The organism is Curtobacterium sp. MCBD17_021, assembly GCF_003234525.1.
Lineage (GTDB): Bacteria > Actinomycetota > Actinomycetes > Actinomycetales > Microbacteriaceae > Curtobacterium.
This window is the reverse complement of sequence record NZ_QKTS01000001.1, coordinates 72,123-86,328: the sequence shown is the minus strand read 5'-3', so window position 1 is coordinate 86,328 and position 14,206 is coordinate 72,123. Positions and strand designations below refer to the sequence as shown.

At 71.7% G+C, this 14,206-nt stretch carries 13 protein-coding genes; 8 read left to right on the top strand and 5 right to left on the bottom strand.

Translation table 11 applies throughout. The annotated features are described in order from the left end of the window. Positions 1-125 precede the first annotated feature (125 nt). Both DEI83_RS00425 and DEI83_RS00420 read left to right on the top strand, forming a co-directional pair. A complete protein-coding gene (locus tag DEI83_RS00425) occupies positions 126-1,292 on the top strand; it encodes a cell wall metabolism sensor histidine kinase WalK (protein WP_111079862.1) in 1,167 nt (388 codons plus the stop codon). Beyond that, positions 1,289-1,969: a response regulator transcription factor gene (locus tag DEI83_RS00420; RefSeq protein WP_111079861.1), complete on the top strand. Its 681-nt coding sequence runs from the start codon at positions 1,289-1,291 to the stop codon at positions 1,967-1,969. The genes DEI83_RS00425 and DEI83_RS00420 overlap by 4 nt, the downstream gene beginning before the upstream one ends. A 126-nt stretch (positions 1,970-2,095) precedes the next feature. On the opposite strand, the gene DEI83_RS00415 is transcribed toward DEI83_RS00420, so the two are convergent. Then, complete coding sequence (locus DEI83_RS00415; RefSeq protein WP_146241518.1) at positions 2,096-2,683, bottom strand: hypothetical protein; 588 nt, start codon at positions 2,681-2,683, stop codon at positions 2,096-2,098. A gap of 187 nt (positions 2,684-2,870) precedes the next feature. Here DEI83_RS00415 and DEI83_RS00410 point away from each other — a divergent pair, with 187 nt between their 5' ends. From DEI83_RS00410 to rlmB, 4 genes are all read left to right on the top strand, one after another. Next, positions 2,871-3,353 carry a CarD family transcriptional regulator gene (locus tag DEI83_RS00410; RefSeq protein WP_017888066.1) on the top strand — a complete coding sequence of 161 codons (483 nt, stop codon included), beginning with the start codon at positions 2,871-2,873 and terminating at the stop codon, positions 3,351-3,353. Positions 3,354-3,360: 7 nt separating this feature from the next. Next, entirely contained in the window at positions 3,361-4,686 is a 1,326-nt protein-coding gene (gene ispF / locus DEI83_RS00405) for a 2-C-methyl-D-erythritol 2,4-cyclodiphosphate synthase (protein ID WP_181431014.1), read from the top strand. Between the two features lie 170 nt (positions 4,687-4,856). After that, positions 4,857-6,266, top strand: a complete 1,410-nt coding sequence (gene cysS, locus DEI83_RS00400) for a cysteine--tRNA ligase (protein WP_111079859.1) — start codon at positions 4,857-4,859, stop codon at positions 6,264-6,266. Between the two features lie 28 nt (positions 6,267-6,294). Continuing rightward, a complete protein-coding gene (gene rlmB / locus DEI83_RS00395; protein ID WP_111079858.1) occupies positions 6,295-7,314 on the top strand; it encodes a 23S rRNA (guanosine(2251)-2'-O)-methyltransferase RlmB in 1,020 nt (339 codons plus the stop codon). 269 nt (positions 7,315-7,583) lie between these two features. On the opposite strand, the gene DEI83_RS00390 is transcribed toward rlmB, so the two are convergent. Together DEI83_RS00390 and DEI83_RS00385 are read right to left on the bottom strand one after the other, a co-directional pair. Further along, positions 7,584-8,876, bottom strand: coding sequence for a DUF4032 domain-containing protein (locus tag DEI83_RS00390; RefSeq protein WP_111079857.1), 1,293 nt, complete (start codon positions 8,874-8,876; stop codon positions 7,584-7,586). Between the two features lie 204 nt (positions 8,877-9,080). Further along, a complete protein-coding gene (locus tag DEI83_RS00385; protein WP_111079856.1) occupies positions 9,081-10,181 on the bottom strand; it encodes an ABC transporter ATP-binding protein in 1,101 nt (366 codons plus the stop codon). Between the two features lie 262 nt (positions 10,182-10,443). Here DEI83_RS00385 and DEI83_RS00380 point away from each other — a divergent pair, with 262 nt between their 5' ends. After that, entirely contained in the window at positions 10,444-11,358 is a 915-nt protein-coding gene (locus DEI83_RS00380; protein ID WP_111079855.1) for a thioredoxin domain-containing protein, read from the top strand. 78 nt (positions 11,359-11,436) lie between these two features. Here the strand turns inward: DEI83_RS00380 and DEI83_RS00375 are convergent, their stop codons facing one another. Together DEI83_RS00375 and DEI83_RS00370 are read right to left on the bottom strand one after the other, a co-directional pair. Further along, complete coding sequence (locus tag DEI83_RS00375) at positions 11,437-12,330, bottom strand: neutral zinc metallopeptidase (protein WP_111079854.1); 894 nt, start codon at positions 12,328-12,330, stop codon at positions 11,437-11,439. Between the two features lie 147 nt (positions 12,331-12,477). After that, a complete protein-coding gene (locus tag DEI83_RS00370) occupies positions 12,478-13,242 on the bottom strand; it encodes an NAD(P)H-hydrate epimerase (RefSeq protein WP_111079853.1) in 765 nt (254 codons plus the stop codon). A gap of 34 nt (positions 13,243-13,276) precedes the next feature. Here DEI83_RS00370 and DEI83_RS00365 point away from each other — a divergent pair, with 34 nt between their 5' ends. Then, positions 13,277-14,062, top strand: a complete 786-nt coding sequence (locus tag DEI83_RS00365; protein WP_111079852.1) for an alpha/beta fold hydrolase — start codon at positions 13,277-13,279, stop codon at positions 14,060-14,062. Positions 14,063-14,206: the final 144 nt, after the last annotated feature.

Genomic DNA, 14,206 nt, shown 5'->3' with positions numbered 1-14,206 from the left:
TACCGGACGAGTGTCGTCAGCCCAGGTGAACGATCGGTGACCTGCGGCTGAACGGTTCGCGATCCGGCCTCTGGAGAGGGGTGAACGGCGTCCGAACCGCGTGTGACCACTCCTACACTGGCGGCATGGACAACGCGTGGCTCGTGCCACTGTCGATGCTCCTCGGCGGTGTGTTCGGCGCGGGCGTCGTGGTGCTGATCATCACCGCCGAGCGCACGGCCCGGGCTGCCGACGTGGCGGAACGGAGCCTCCCCGACGGTGTCGCGGCCGTGATCGCCACCATGCACAACCCCGCCGTCGTCGTCGACCCGTCGAACACCGTGGTCGCCGCGTCGCCGCAGGCACTCGCGGTCGGGCTGGTGGTCCGGCGGAAGCTCGTGCACGCCGAACTCGCCGAACTCGTCGACCAGGTCCGGCGCAGCGGAGAGATGGGGTCGGAGGACCTCGAACTCCCGCGCGGCGGTCGGGGCGAGGTCATCGGCTACCTGAGCTTCCGTGCGGCGCAGCTCGGCAACCGGTACGTGCTCGTGACGGCGGACGACCTGACCGAGAGCCGCCGGATCGACGAGGTCCGACGGGACTTCGTGGCGAACATCTCCCACGAACTGAAGACCCCGATCGGGGCGATCGGGCTGCTCTCCGAGACCCTGGTGCTCGCGGCCGACGACCCCGCCCACGTGCGGAAGTTCGCGGCACAGCTCGTCTCCGAGTCGGAGCGGCTCGGCGCGCTCACCAAGGACATCATCGAGCTGTCCCGTCTGCAGTCCGTCGACGCGCTCGAGGCCAGCGAGGAGACGGCGATCGACAAGGTCGTCCAGGCCGCGATCGACGGCAACGAGGTCGTCGCCCGCGCCCGGAACATCGAACTCGTGCGTGCGAAGCGGTCGAAGCTGCGGGTCATCGGCGACCCGGGCCTGCTCCAGGTGGCGGTGTCGAACCTCATCGCGAACGCGGTCAAGTACTCCCCGGACAACACGCGCGTCGGCGTCGGCGTGCGCCGCGTGAAGGGGTTCGTGGAGATCGCCGTGACCGACCAGGGGGTCGGCATCCCGCAGTCCGACCTCGACCGCGTGTTCGAGCGGTTCTACCGCGTCGACCCGGCTCGGTCCCGCGCGACCGGCGGGACCGGCCTCGGTCTCGCGATCGTGAAGCACATCGTCAGCAACCACGGCGGAGACGTCCGTGTCTGGTCCCAGCCCGGCAAGGGGTCGACCTTCACGATCCGTCTCCCCGAAGCAGATCCCGAACTGACCACAGCACTCGAAGAGCAACTGGAAGAGCAGCCATCGTGACCAAGATCCTCATCGTCGACGACGAGCCGGCCCTGAGCGAACCCCTGGAGTTCCTGCTGCAGCGGGAGGGGTACGACACCTCCGTCGCTGCCGACGGCGTCACCGCGCTGTCGAAGTTCGACGCGGAGAACCCCGACCTCGTCCTGCTTGACCTCATGCTGCCGGGCCTGTCCGGCACCGAGGTGTGCCGGCAGATCCGCACCCGGTCGAACGTGCCGATCATCATGCTCACCGCGAAGGACTCGGAGGTGGACATCGTCGTCGGGCTCGAACTCGGCGCCGACGACTACGTCACGAAGCCGTACTCGACACGCGAACTCCTGGCCCGGATCCGTGCGGTCCTCCGTCGCCGCACCGAGGACGACCCGGGCGACATCGGCATCCTGCAGGTCGGCGGCATCCGGATGGACGTCGAACGCCACACCGTGAGCGTCGACGGGTCCGAGACCCCGATGCCCCTGAAGGAGTTCGAGCTCCTCGAACTCCTGCTCCGCAACGCCGGTCGTGTGCTCACCCGCGGGCAGCTCATCGACCGCGTCTGGGGGTCGGACTACTTCGGTGACACGAAGACGCTCGACGTGCACATCAAGCGCATCCGGTCGAAGATCGAGCGCGTGCCGAGCACCCCGGAGGTCCTCGTGACGGTCCGCGGGCTCGGGTACCGCATCGAGGCGTAGCGCCGGGGGCGGACGGAACGACCTGGTCCCGTCCGCCGGATCCGGACAGACAGGAGGCCCGGGCCGGTTCTGCGGAACCGGCTCCGGGCCTCCTGTCCGAGCGCTGGGATCACTTCCCGCCGGGGCTCACTCCGTGCCGTTGTCGCCCTCGGACGAGTCGGTCTGCGAACCCTCCTGCGTGCCGGGGGCGTCTGCGCCGCCGGTCGGCTGCGTGCCGCTGACGGAGGGGGAGGTCTCGGTCGGCGTCGGCGTGGGGGTCGGCGCGAGGGTCTGGTACTCCTCCTGCGCGCTGGTGAGGACCGGCACGGTGGCCGAGGCGCCCTCGGCGCCCTGGTACGAGAAGTACATCTTCACGAGCGAGCCGGGCTTCGCGGTGACGTCGTCGAAGTCGACGGTGTCGTGCTCTTCGTCGTCGGCCAGGACCACGGTGGAGTTGCTCGGCACCTCGACGGTCTGGTCGGTGCCGTCGAGTTCGAGCGTGACGGTGCGGTCGTCGTTCCCCGTGTTCACCAGCGTCCCGACGAACCGGGCGTCCTCGCCGGTGTCCGTGATGAGCAGGGCGTTGCGCACGTCGATGGTGCCGGTCGACACGTCGACGCCGTCGGTGATCTGACGGATCTCCTGGGTGCGGGACGGCGACAAGAATTCGCAGCCGGTCGCGCCGAGGGCGATGGTCGCAGCGACGGCGACGGACACGAGTACCCGAGCTCGCAAGAGGTTCCTCCGGAAGTTCACGTTGGCGGACCGTACGGCCCTGGCGATCATCCTACCCAGGCCCCGGGAGGCCGGGAGGTCAGGGTCCGCGCGGTCGCGGGCTTCCCTGCGGGGGCACCGCGGTCAGGGTCCCCTTACCCGAACAGTCCTTGTGGTAAACTGGAAGTCTGGGAACGGAGCCTGATACATGCAATTCGAGGTCGGCGAGACCGTCGTCTACCCCCATCACGGGGCGGCAACCATCTCTGAAGTCAAGACTCGCGTCATCAAGGGCGAGGAGAAGGTCTACCTGAAGCTGCGCGTCACGCAGGGTGACCTGACGATCGAGGTCCCGGCGGACAACGTCGACCTGGTCGGTGTCCGCGACGTGATCGGCAAGGAAGGCCTCGACAAGGTCTTCGAGGTCCTGCGGGCACCGTTCACCGAGGAGCCGACCAACTGGTCGCGCCGCTACAAGGCGAACCTCGAGAAGCTCGCTTCGGGGGACGTCATCAAGGTGTCCGAGGTCGTCCGCGACCTCTGGCGCCGCGACCAGGACCGCGGGCTCTCCGCTGGCGAGAAGCGGATGCTGGCCAAGGCCCGGCAGATCCTCATCTCGGAGCTGGCGCTGGCCGAGAAGACCGACGAGGACAAGGCATCGACCGTCCTCGACGAGGTCCTCGCGTCCTGATCCCCGCTTGACCACCAGCGACACCACGACGACCGCACCGGCGCAGAGCCCCGCTCTGGCAGCCCGTGCGGTCGTCGTCGTCGCGGCGGGCTCCGGCACCCGGCTCGGGCTCGGCACGGCGAAGGCGTTCGTGCCCGTCGCCGGCGAGCTGATGCTCGCGCGCGCCCTGCGGACGTTGTTCACGCTGGCCGAGCCGACGATCGTCGTGGTCGTCGCGCCCGCCGACCGGGTCGACGAGTGCCGGGCGCTGGTCGCCGCCGTCGCGGGTGCTGCGGTCGCGTACACGGCCGTCGTGCCGGGAGGCGCGGATCGCCACGCCTCCGTCCAGGCGGGCCTGGCAGCGCTGCCCGACTCCGTCGCGACGGTGCTCGTGCACGACGCCGCACGCTGTCTGACGCCCGCGTCGCAGTTCGAGCGGGTGTTCGCTGCCGTCGTGGAGCACGCCGACGGCGATGCTGCGGTGGGCTCGGTGGGTGGCGACGGCGCTGACGCTGGGGCTTCCGTGGTCGGCGTCGGCGTCGGCGTCGGCGTCGTGCCGGCGCTGCCGGTGACCGACACGGTCAAGCGCGTCGCAGGCGACGCCGTCGTCGAGACGGTCGACCGCTCGGCGCTCGTCGGTGTGCAGACGCCGCAGGGCTTCCCGCTCGCCGGACTCCGTCGGGCGTACGCGCTCGCGGCGCAGGCCGAGACCGACGACGCCGGGGTGTTCCACGCCGCGGGCGGCACCGTGCTGACGGTCCCGGGGGACGCCGACGCCTTCAAGATCACGACCGCGTGGGACCTGGGCCGCGCCGAGGCCGTCGTCGCCGAACGCGCCGGAACCGCTGCGGGACCGGCCGCGGCTGCCGGGAGCACCGCCGCCGTCGACGTCCGCGTCGGACTCGGGATCGACATGCACGCCTTCGACCCGGCGGTCCCGTGCCGCGTCGGCATGCTCGACTTCCCCGGTGAGCCGGGGCTCTCCGGGCACAGCGACGGGGACGCGGTCGCGCACGCGATCTGCGACGCCCTGCTGTCGGCCGGTGGCCTCGGGGACATCGGGGGGCGCTTCGGCACGTCCGACCCGCGGTTCGCCGGAGCTGCGGGTGACGTCTTCGTGCGGGGTGCCGTCGACCTGCTCCGCGATGCCGGACTGGTCCCCGTGCGGGTCACCGTCCAGGTCGTCGGCAACCGCCCCCGCATCGGTTCCCGACGCGTCGAGATGCAGGACGCACTCGCCACCGCGGTGGGGGCCCCGGTCGCGGTGTCCGGCACCACGACGGACGGCCTCGGTGCGACCGGACGAGGGGACGGCCTCGCGGCGATCGCCACGGCGGTCGTCCGCGCGGTCTGAGCCACCGCCCCCGTCTCCGCGCACAGGCCGGGCGGATCGTTCGTGTACCCGCTCCCCGTCGAGGGGCCGGACGCTCTCCACCGGCCGGATGCCCTCCACAGTCCGGCCCCGCTCTCCACAGGCCGGGTCGGTCCCGGAGCGCGGCGGGCGTCTCCCTCTAGGCTTGACCCGTGACCGTTCGCCTGTACGACTCCCGCGCCGCCGACGTCGTCGACCTCGTGCCCCTGGTCGACGGACAGGTCAGCATCTACGTCTGCGGCCCGACGGTGCAGTCGTCCCCGCACATCGGACACCTCCGCTCCGCGCTCGTCTACGACATCTGGCGTCGTTGGCTGAGCCACCGCGGGTACCGGGTCACGCTCGTGCGGAACGTCACCGACATCGACGACAAGGTGCTCGACCTGGCCGCGGGCACCGACGAGCCCTGGTGGGCGCGGGCCTACCGTGTCGAGCTCGAGTTCACCGCGGCCTACTCCGCGCTGGGCATCATGCCGCCGACCTACGAGCCACGGGCGACCGCGAGCATCCCGCAGATGCAGGACATCATCAGGCGCCTCATCGACAACGGCCACGCGTACCCGGCCGCCGACGGCAGCGGTGACGTCTACTTCGACACCGCCAGTTGGCCCGAGTACGGCGCCCTGACCCGGCAGCGCCGCGACGACATGGTCGACGCCACCGACGCCAATCCCCGTGGCAAGCGCGACGCCCGGGACTTCGCGCTGTGGAAGGGCAGCAAGCAGGGGGAACCGTCGACCGCCAGCTGGGACTCGCCGTGGGGCGCGGGTCGACCCGGGTGGCACATCGAGTGCTCCGCGATGTCGCGCCGGTACCTCGGTCCGGCGTTCGACATCCACGGCGGCGGACTCGACCTGCGCTTCCCGCACCACGAGAACGAGCTCGCCCAGTCGACCGCGGCGGGGGACCCCTTCGCCTCGTACTGGCTGCACAACGGTCTCGTCACCGTGGGCGGCCAGAAGATGTCGAAGTCGCTCGGCAACTCCATCTTCGCCGCCGACTTCCTCGCCGCCGCACGTCCGGTCGTCGTCCGCTACTTCCTCGGCGCCGCGCACTACCGGTCCACGATCGACCACCACGACGGATCCCTGGCCGAGGCCGAGGCGGCGCTCGACCGCATCGAGGGCTTCCTCGCGCGCGCCGCCGAGCGCCTCGAAGGGGTCCGGCTGGCCGACGCCCCATCGGTCCCGCAGGGCTTCGCCGACGCCATGGACGACGACCTCGCGGTGCCCCAGGCACTGGCGGTGCTGCACGAGACCGTCCGGTCCGGCAACGCGGCGCTCGACGCCGACGATGCGGAAGCGCTCGGGGTCGCGTACCATCAGGTGGCTGCGATGGTCGAGGTGCTCGGCATCGACCCGCGTGCACCGCACTGGTCGGGTGGTGCGCACGACACCTCAGCAGCACCGCTCGCCGCCCTCGTCGAACGCCTCGTGCAGGAGCGCGCCGACGCCAGGGCCGCGCGGGACTTCGCCACGGCCGACCGCGTCCGGGACGATCTCGCAGGCGCGGGCATCACGATCGAGGACACACCGTCCGGAACACGCTGGAGCATCGCCTGAACACGGCAGTGCCGAACAGGAGAACCGCATGAAGAACGTCTCGGGGAGCAAGAAGGGCCGTCCGGGCGCCGTCCGGACCGGCCGCAAGGGCAACAAGCAGGTCGGCTCCGGTGGTCAGGGCGCCCAGGCGCTCGAGGGTCGCAAGCCGACGCCGAAGGCCGAGGACCGCCCCTACCACCCGGCCGGCAAGCGCAAGGCCGCCAAGGAACGCTTCGAAGCGGCGCGCACCCGCCGCGGCGGCAGCAGTGCCTCGGCGCCGCAGACCCGCTCCGGTGGTCGTCCGCCGGCCCGGAAGACGGACGACAGCGAGCTCGTCACCGGCCGCAACTCGGTGCTCGAGGCGCTCCGGACGAAGACCCCGTCGACGACGCTCTACATCGCCGCCCGCATCGAGGTCGACGACCGCGTCAAGGAGATCCTGGCGCTCGCCAACCACCGCGGCGTGCCGATCATGGAGATCATGCGCCCCGAGCTCGACCGCATCACGGGGCACGACAGCGTCCACCAGGGCGTCGCGCTCAAGGTCCCGGCGTACGAGTACGCCGTCGCCGAGGACCTCGTCGAGCGCGCGTTCTCCCGCGACCAGGTCCCGCTGCTCGTCGCCCTCGACGGCATCACGGACCCGCGCAACCTCGGTGCGATCATCCGGTCGACCGCCGCGTTCGGCGGGCACGGCGTCATCGTGCCGCAGCGTCGCTCGGTCGGCGTCACGGCGTCGGCGTGGAAGACCTCGGCCGGTGCGGCAGCGCGGACGCCGGTCGCGATGGCGCCGAACCTGACGCAGACCCTCAAGTCACTGAAGTCGATGGGGCTGTTCGTGCTCGGCCTCGACGGCGGTGGGGACGTCGAACTCGACGCCCTCGAGCTCGCCGACCGGCCGATCGTCATCGTCGTCGGTTCCGAGGGCAAGGGGCTGTCCCGCCTCGTCACCGACACCTGCGACGCGATCGTCTCGATCCCGATCTCCAGCGCGACCGAGTCCCTGAACGCCGGCATCGCCGCGAGCGTCACCCTGTGGGAGGTCGCGCGGCGCCGTCGCTCGGCGTAGCGAGCACCACGACACCCGGGAGGCCCGGTGCCGGTCCACGAGACCGGCACCGGGCCTCCCGTCTGTCGAGGTCGAGGTCGAGGTGCCGGTTCGCCGTGGCGCGGACTCGCCCGCCCGCCCCCGCTCGTCGAGGTCGCATGACATGCCGCCCGCGTCCGTCGCGGTTCCGCGATCGGGGAACCGCGACGCGCGAGATGCGCGAATTCTGGAACCCCGTGCGGGAGTGGGGGCGGGCAGGCGCGACGGGGCGGAACTCCGTCGCGGTCGCGTCAGACGGACGCGCGCCAGTCGTCGACGTCCTCGTCGTCGTCCTCGCCGTCGAGCGGCAGGGCGATCGACGACGTCGGCGGGTTGATGAGCGTCCGCTCGTCCCGCCGGTGCCGCAGCACGTCGTTGATGTAGGCGGTGGTGGCCTCGGGGAGCGAGACCGAGCGCTCCTCCTGCTGCGACATGAACCAGCGGTGTTCGAGGAGTTCGTGGAACACCTCGGCGGGCTCGAGCCGTCCGCGGAGGTCGCGCGGGATCGCCCGCACGACGGGCTCGAAGACACGGGACACCCACTCGTGGGCGACCATCTCCTCGTCGAGCTCCTCGCGGCCGTTCCGAGCCCGGTACGCGTCAAGGTCGTTGAGGAGCCGTCGGGCCTGGTTCTCCTCGGCGTCCAGACCGGTCAGGCGCAGCAGTCGACGCTGGTGGTGCCCGGCGTCGACGACCTTCGGCTGGATGCGGACCTGCGCGCCGGACTCGGCGGTGCGGATCGACAGCTCCTCGATGTCGAAGCCGAGCGCGTTGAGCCGCTCGACCCGGTCATTGATGCGCCACCGCTCGGCGGCGTCGAACTGTTCGGTGCCGGTGAGTTCGGTCCACAGGGTGCGGTACTGGGCGACGATGCGGTTCGACACGTCCACCGGGTCGGCGTTCTCGTCGAGGCGTCCACCGGCCTCGAGGTCGAGCAGCTCGCCGGCGATGTTGACCCGGGCGACCTCGAGGTCGTTCTCACGCTGCCCGTTCGACAGCCCGCCCGGGTAGAGCTTGCCGGTCTCCGCGTCCACCAGGTACGCGGCGAAGGACCCGGCGTCACGGCGGAAGAGCGTGTTGGAGAGCGAGACGTCTCCCCAGTAGAAGCCGATGACGTGCAGCCGCACGAGCAGGAGCGCGAGGGCGTCCACGAGACGGGTGGCCGTGTCGGGGCGCAGCGTCTGCGAGTACAGGGCGCGGTAGGGGAGCGAGAAGCGCAGGTGCCGGGTGACGAGGACCGGCTGGAGCTCCTCGCCCTCGCGGCCGATGCGGTTCGTGATCACCGCGACGGGGTCGACGCACGGCACGTCCATGCGCTGCAGGGTGCGGAGCATGTCGTACTCGGAGCGCGCGAGTTCAGCGCTCGTCTCCTTGACCGCGACGACGTAGCCGCTGAGGTGCACGAAGCGCACCAGGTGCCGCGAGATGCCCTTCGGCAGCGCGACGATCGTCTCGTCGGGCCAGGCGTCGAGTGGCAGGTCCCACGGCAGGTCGAGGAGACCGGGGTCCACGGTGGCGGCGGTGATGGTCATGGAGTCGGGCACGACTGGTTCCTCGGGTGCTCGGCGGTGGGTCTGCGGAACTGGGCCCCCACCGTCGGTTCCCGGGCGACGCGCCAGCGCCGTCCGGGTCGTGTCGATGGGGGAGGCGGGTCACGGGCTGTGCACGCGCCTCCCGTCCGTCAGGGGGAACGGCGGGAGCCCGCCACCCGCCTGGTGCGGCGGCTGACGGGCTCCCGGTGGTGCTGATCAGGCGCTGACGACGGCCTTGTCGTCGAGGCGCTCGCCCGACTCGGCGTCGAACACGTGGACGTGGCCCTGCTTCGGGCTCACGACGATCGTGTCCCCGATGGAGGGGTGCGAGCGGCCGTCGACGCGGGCGACGATGTCGGTGCGCGTGCCGGCGACGTCGGCGTGACCGTAGAGGTAGCCGTCGGCGCCGAGCTCCTCGACGACGTCGACCGTGACCGGCAGGCCCTCGCCCGACTGCGACACGATGATGTCCTCCGGGCGGACGCCGACCGTGACCGAACCCGAGCGGGCGTTCGACAGGGTGTCGCGGTCGATCGGGTGGTTGAGCGAGCCGAAGGTGATGCCACCCTCGACCACGGAGGCCGGGAGCAGGTTCATGGCCGGCGAGCCGATGAAGCCGGCGACGAAGACGTTGTTCGGCTTCTCGTACAGGTCGCGCGGGCTGCCGACCTGCTGCAGGATGCCGTCCTTGAGGACCGCGATGCGGTCACCCATCGTCAGGGCCTCGGTCTGGTCGTGCGTGACGTAGACGGTCGTGACGCCGAGGCGACGCTGGAGCGACGCGATCTGCGTGCGGGTCTGGACGCGGAGCTTGGCGTCGAGGTTCGACAGCGGCTCGTCCATGAGGAACACCTGCGGCTGACGGACGATCGCACGGCCCATGGCGACGCGCTGACGCTGACCACCGGAGAGGGCCTTCGGCTTGCGGCCGAGGTACTGCTCGAGGTCGAGGAGCTTGGCGGCCTCCTGCACGCGGGTGGCGCGCTCCTCCTTGCCGACGCCGGCGATCTTGAGCGCGAAGCCCATGTTCTCGGCGACGGTCATGTGCGGGTACAGCGCGTAGTTCTGGAACACCATCGCGATGTCGCGGTCCTTCGGCGGGACGTCGGTGACGTCGCGGTCGCCGATGCGGATGGCGCCGGAGTTGACCTCTTCGAGGCCGGCGAGCATGCGCAGGGACGTGGACTTGCCACAGCCCGAGGGGCCGACGAGGACGAGGAACTCGCCGTCGGCGACGTCCAGGTCGAGGGAGTCGACCGCAGGGCGGTTGCCTCCGGGGTACAGACGGGTTGCCTTGTCATAGGTGACGGACGCCATGAGCGTTCGGTCCTCTCCACCGGCAGGTACGTGCCGGACGATCCGTAGTGAAGCGGCGGCCCGCGAGGGCCCCGGACGGTCGCCGTCGACCGTCGCTGTTCATACAACACGAGTTCTCCGGTCCGCGCCAGTGCTTCCCTGACGGTCGCCCGGAGGTCACCTGCTGGTTGGCTGGTTCCCATCGGCCGCCACTACAATCGCCGGGTCCGTCCGCCGACCGGGGGGAGGCCGAGCGGACACCGACCAGGAGGACGACCGCACGATGACCAACCGCCCCGAAGGCGACGCCCGCGCTGAGCGGAACGCGCGTCGCGCCGCCGCGCGCGAACGAGCCCAGCGAACCCGTACCCAGCAGAAGCGCCGCCAGCGGGGTGTCCGCATCGGACTCCAGGTCGGACTGGGCGTGGTGCTCGTCGCCGCGGCCACGGTCGTCACGCTCGTGCTCGTGAACTCCTCGCGGCCGGCAGGCCCCGGACCGGACACGATGGCCGACGGCGGGATCACGATCGGCGCCGGACTCAAGGCCGTCGAGCCCGGTGCGTCCTCGGCCCCGTCACCCAGCTCGACCGACTCGGCCGACACCGTGCGGATCACCCTGTACGTCGACTACCTCTGCCCGATCTGCGGATCGTTCGAGCAGACGAACAGCGAGTACATCGAGGGCCTCGTCGACTCCGGCGCGGCGACGCTCGACGTGCACCCCGTCGCGATCCTGTCGAACCGCTCCCAGGGCACCAAGTACTCCCTCCGCGCCGCGAACGCCGCCGCCTGCGTCGCGCAGGAGTCCCCGGACTCGTTCTTCGCCGTGAACCGTGCGCTGTTCGCCGCCCAACCCGAGGAGGGCACCGCGGGTCTGACCGACGAGCAGCTCGCCGACGTCGTGACGACCGTGCCGGGTGTGCGCAAGGGTTCCACGATCGAGCAGTGCATCGACGACCAGCGGTACGGCAAGTGGGTCGACGAGCGGACCACCGCGGTGACCGGCGGCGACATCCCCGGCTCCGACCTGACGACCTTCCCGGGCACCCCGCTGGTGCTCGTGAACGGTGAGCAGTACCCGTACTCCACCGCCTCGACGAACGACGAGTTCCGGACCTTCGTCGTCAGCGCCGCGGGCAGCAGTGAGACGACACCGACGCCGACCCCGAGCGCGTCCGCGTCGCCCTCGGCCCGGTGACACCCCGGCGCCTGACGCACACGACCTGACGCGCACGACGGCCGGGACACCTCCGCGAGGTGGCCCGGCCGTCGTCGTTCAGAGGGCCGACGCGGGCACGGTGAGCGTGTCGCAACTCGTCGCACCCTGCTCGTAGCCCCGCTCGAACCAGTCCTGCCGCTGCTCGCTCGTGCCGTGCGTGAAGGAGTCGGGGTCCACCCGTCCGGTGGCGCGCTCCTGGATGCTGTCGTCACCGACGGCGCTCGCGGCCGACAGCGCATCGGCGACCTGGGCGCGGGTGACGGGCTCGAAGAACGTCTCGCCGTTCGCCGACTTCGTGGTCGCCGCGTCCCCGACCCAGGCGCCGGCGAAGCAGTCCGCCTGCAGTTCGACACGGACGCTGTCCGACGTGGCCCCGCTGCCGCTGCGGTCGGTCTCGGCGAAGGTGCCCTCGAGTTGCTGGATGTGGTGCCCCCACTCGTGCGCGACGACGTACATCTCGGCGAGCGGCCCGCCGGACGCCCCGTACGTGGACCGCAGCTCGTCGTAGAAGTCCGTGTCGACGTACAGGGCACGGTCGGGCGGGCAGTAGAACGGCCCCGTGGACGCCGAGGCCGTCCCGCACCCGGTGTCGGTCGACCCGGTGAACAGGAAGAACTCCGGCGTCGAGTAGCTCACCCCGAGTTCGCGCGCCTCGGCCGACCAGTACGTGTCGAGGGACTCCGCGGCGCCCTCCATGCGGCAGTCGATGCTCGCGTTCGCGTCGCGGCCCGTGCGGCACTCCGCCACCGGCGAGGCCTCGGCGCCGCCCTGCTGGATGGTCGTCAGGCCGCCACCGCCGACGACCCCGCTGAGGTCGACGCCGGTGAACTGCGCGATGAGGAACACCACGATCACGGTGCCGATGCTCCCGCCGCCGATCGCCACACCGCGCCCAGGCCCGCGCCGCTTGACCTTGCCGCCACTGAGCTGCGAGTCGTCGTTGAACGTCATGCGATCGAACGTACGGACGTCGCACGGCGCACGTCCGCCCCAGCGCGACCTCCGGGCGTTGCGCGGACACCGGCGTCGAGCCGACACGGCCGGACGATCCCGGTCGTGCCGGTCCCGCCGTACCGACGCTGGCCCGGGCGGCGCAGGTCAGGTGCGGACCAGCGGCTCCACGGTCGCCAGGTCCGCGCCGATCCCGACGTCGACGAGCTCGATCCGCCCGGCGAGCGTCGCCGCCGGCCCGCGGAGGAGCCCCGCCTTCACCCCGCCGAACGTCACCGTGACGTCGGCGTGCAGGACGTGGTCGTCCGCGATGCCGCCGGTGTCCACGTCGATGCCGCTCGGGACGTCCACCGCCACGACGAACGGCGCCCGCTGCTCACGTGCGAGCTCCCGGAGCGCCGCCACGACCTCGCGCGCGGGGGAGCGCAGCGGCCCACCGCCACCGATCCCCAGGATCCCGTCGAGCACCAGGTCCGCTTCGAGCGCCGCCTCCCGGGCCACCCGCGCCACACGTTCGCCGACCGGTGTGGCCGCGGCACGCAGGATGTCGGCGGCGCCTGCGGTGCCGGCACCCGATCCGTCCTCCTCGGGGCCGTCTAGGAGGCCCGCCCCGGCCGCCAGGGCCGCCGCCAGGCCCGCCTCGTGGACACGTGAGCCGACGCGGAGGACCGTGACGTGCCTCCCGTCAGCAGCCAGGCGCGCGCCCGCGAACAGGGCGTCCCCGCCGTTGTCACCGCTCCCGGCCAGGACGAGGACGGACCCCGGTCCGTCACCGGGACGGATCGCGGGGTCGTCGAGCAGGTCGCCGACGACCGCGGCGAGCCCGTCCGCCGCGCGCTGCATGAGCGGCTCGCCCGCCTCGAGGTGGGGGCGTTCCGCCGCCCGGATCTGGTCGCCGCCGTAGCCGTCCATGAGGCCACTGTGGTCCCACTACCCTGGACGGGACATGTCACTCGTCCCCGAAGCGCCCCGTCCCCGCGTCGTCATGTCCCCGGACGGCGTGCCGCTCGCCACCTACGACTTCGGTGCCCCCGACGCACCTGCCGTCCTCGCCGTGCACGGCTTCGCGTCCGGAGCGGTCCTCAACTGGCACGCCTCGGGGTGGACGCGGGACCTCGTGCGTGCCGGGCACCGCGTGATCGCGTTCGACCAGCGCGGCCACGGCGCCAGCGGGAAGCCGCACGACCCGCACAGCTACTCCATGGACCTGCTCGTCGACGACGTCACCGCTGTCGTCGACACCTACCTGCTGGACGACGTCACGTTCCTCGGGTACTCCCTCGGCGCCCGCGTCGGGTGGCACGCCGCCGAGCGGATGTCCGACCGGGTCTCCCGTGCGGTGCTCGGCGGCATCCCCGACGCCGACCCGATGCGCCGCGTCCGCGTCGACCAGGCGTGGGCGTACATCACGGACGGCACGCCGGTCGAGGACCGCGTCACGAACGGCTACCTCACGATGGCGGCGAACGTCGAGGGCAACGACCTCCGTGCGCTCGTGGCGATGGTCGAGGGCATGCGCGACAGCGTCGAGCCGACCCCCGCGAACGCGCCGGCGCAGCCGCTGCTGCTCGCCGCCGGCAGCGAGGACGGGATCAAGGACAGCGCCGTGCGGCTCGCCGCGACCGCGCCGCACGCGACCTTCGTCGAGATCCCGGGGCGGAACCACTTCAATGCCCCGACGTCGCGGCACTTCCGCCAGGCGGCGATCGCGTTCCTGGGGGAGCGGGACTGACGCTGGCAGTCCTGACGGGGCGGGACCACGCTGTGACACCGGTTCGGTGCCCCGACGTCGCGGCACTTCCGCCAGGCGGCGATCGCGTTCCTGGGGGAGCGGGACTGACGCTGGCGGTCCTGACGGGGCGGGACCACGCTGTGA

Coding starts and splice junctions, on each gene's coding strand:
- DEI83_RS00365 (WP_111079852.1), top strand. CDS start 13,277: ATGTCACTCGTCCCCGAAGCGCCCCGTCCCCGCGTCGTCATGTCCCCG.
- DEI83_RS00380 (WP_111079855.1), top strand. CDS start 10,444: ATGACCAACCGCCCCGAAGGCGACGCCCGCGCTGAGCGGAACGCGCGT.
- DEI83_RS00425 (WP_111079862.1), top strand. CDS start 126: ATGGACAACGCGTGGCTCGTGCCACTGTCGATGCTCCTCGGCGGTGTG.
- DEI83_RS00410 (WP_017888066.1), top strand. CDS start 2,871: ATGCAATTCGAGGTCGGCGAGACCGTCGTCTACCCCCATCACGGGGCG.
- DEI83_RS00375 (WP_111079854.1), bottom strand. CDS start 12,330: ATGACGTTCAACGACGACTCGCAGCTCAGTGGCGGCAAGGTCAAGCGG.
- rlmB (WP_111079858.1), top strand. CDS start 6,295: ATGAAGAACGTCTCGGGGAGCAAGAAGGGCCGTCCGGGCGCCGTCCGG.
- DEI83_RS00370 (WP_111079853.1), bottom strand. CDS start 13,242: ATGGACGGCTACGGCGGCGACCAGATCCGGGCGGCGGAACGCCCCCAC.
- DEI83_RS00385 (WP_111079856.1), bottom strand. CDS start 10,181: ATGGCGTCCGTCACCTATGACAAGGCAACCCGTCTGTACCCCGGAGGC.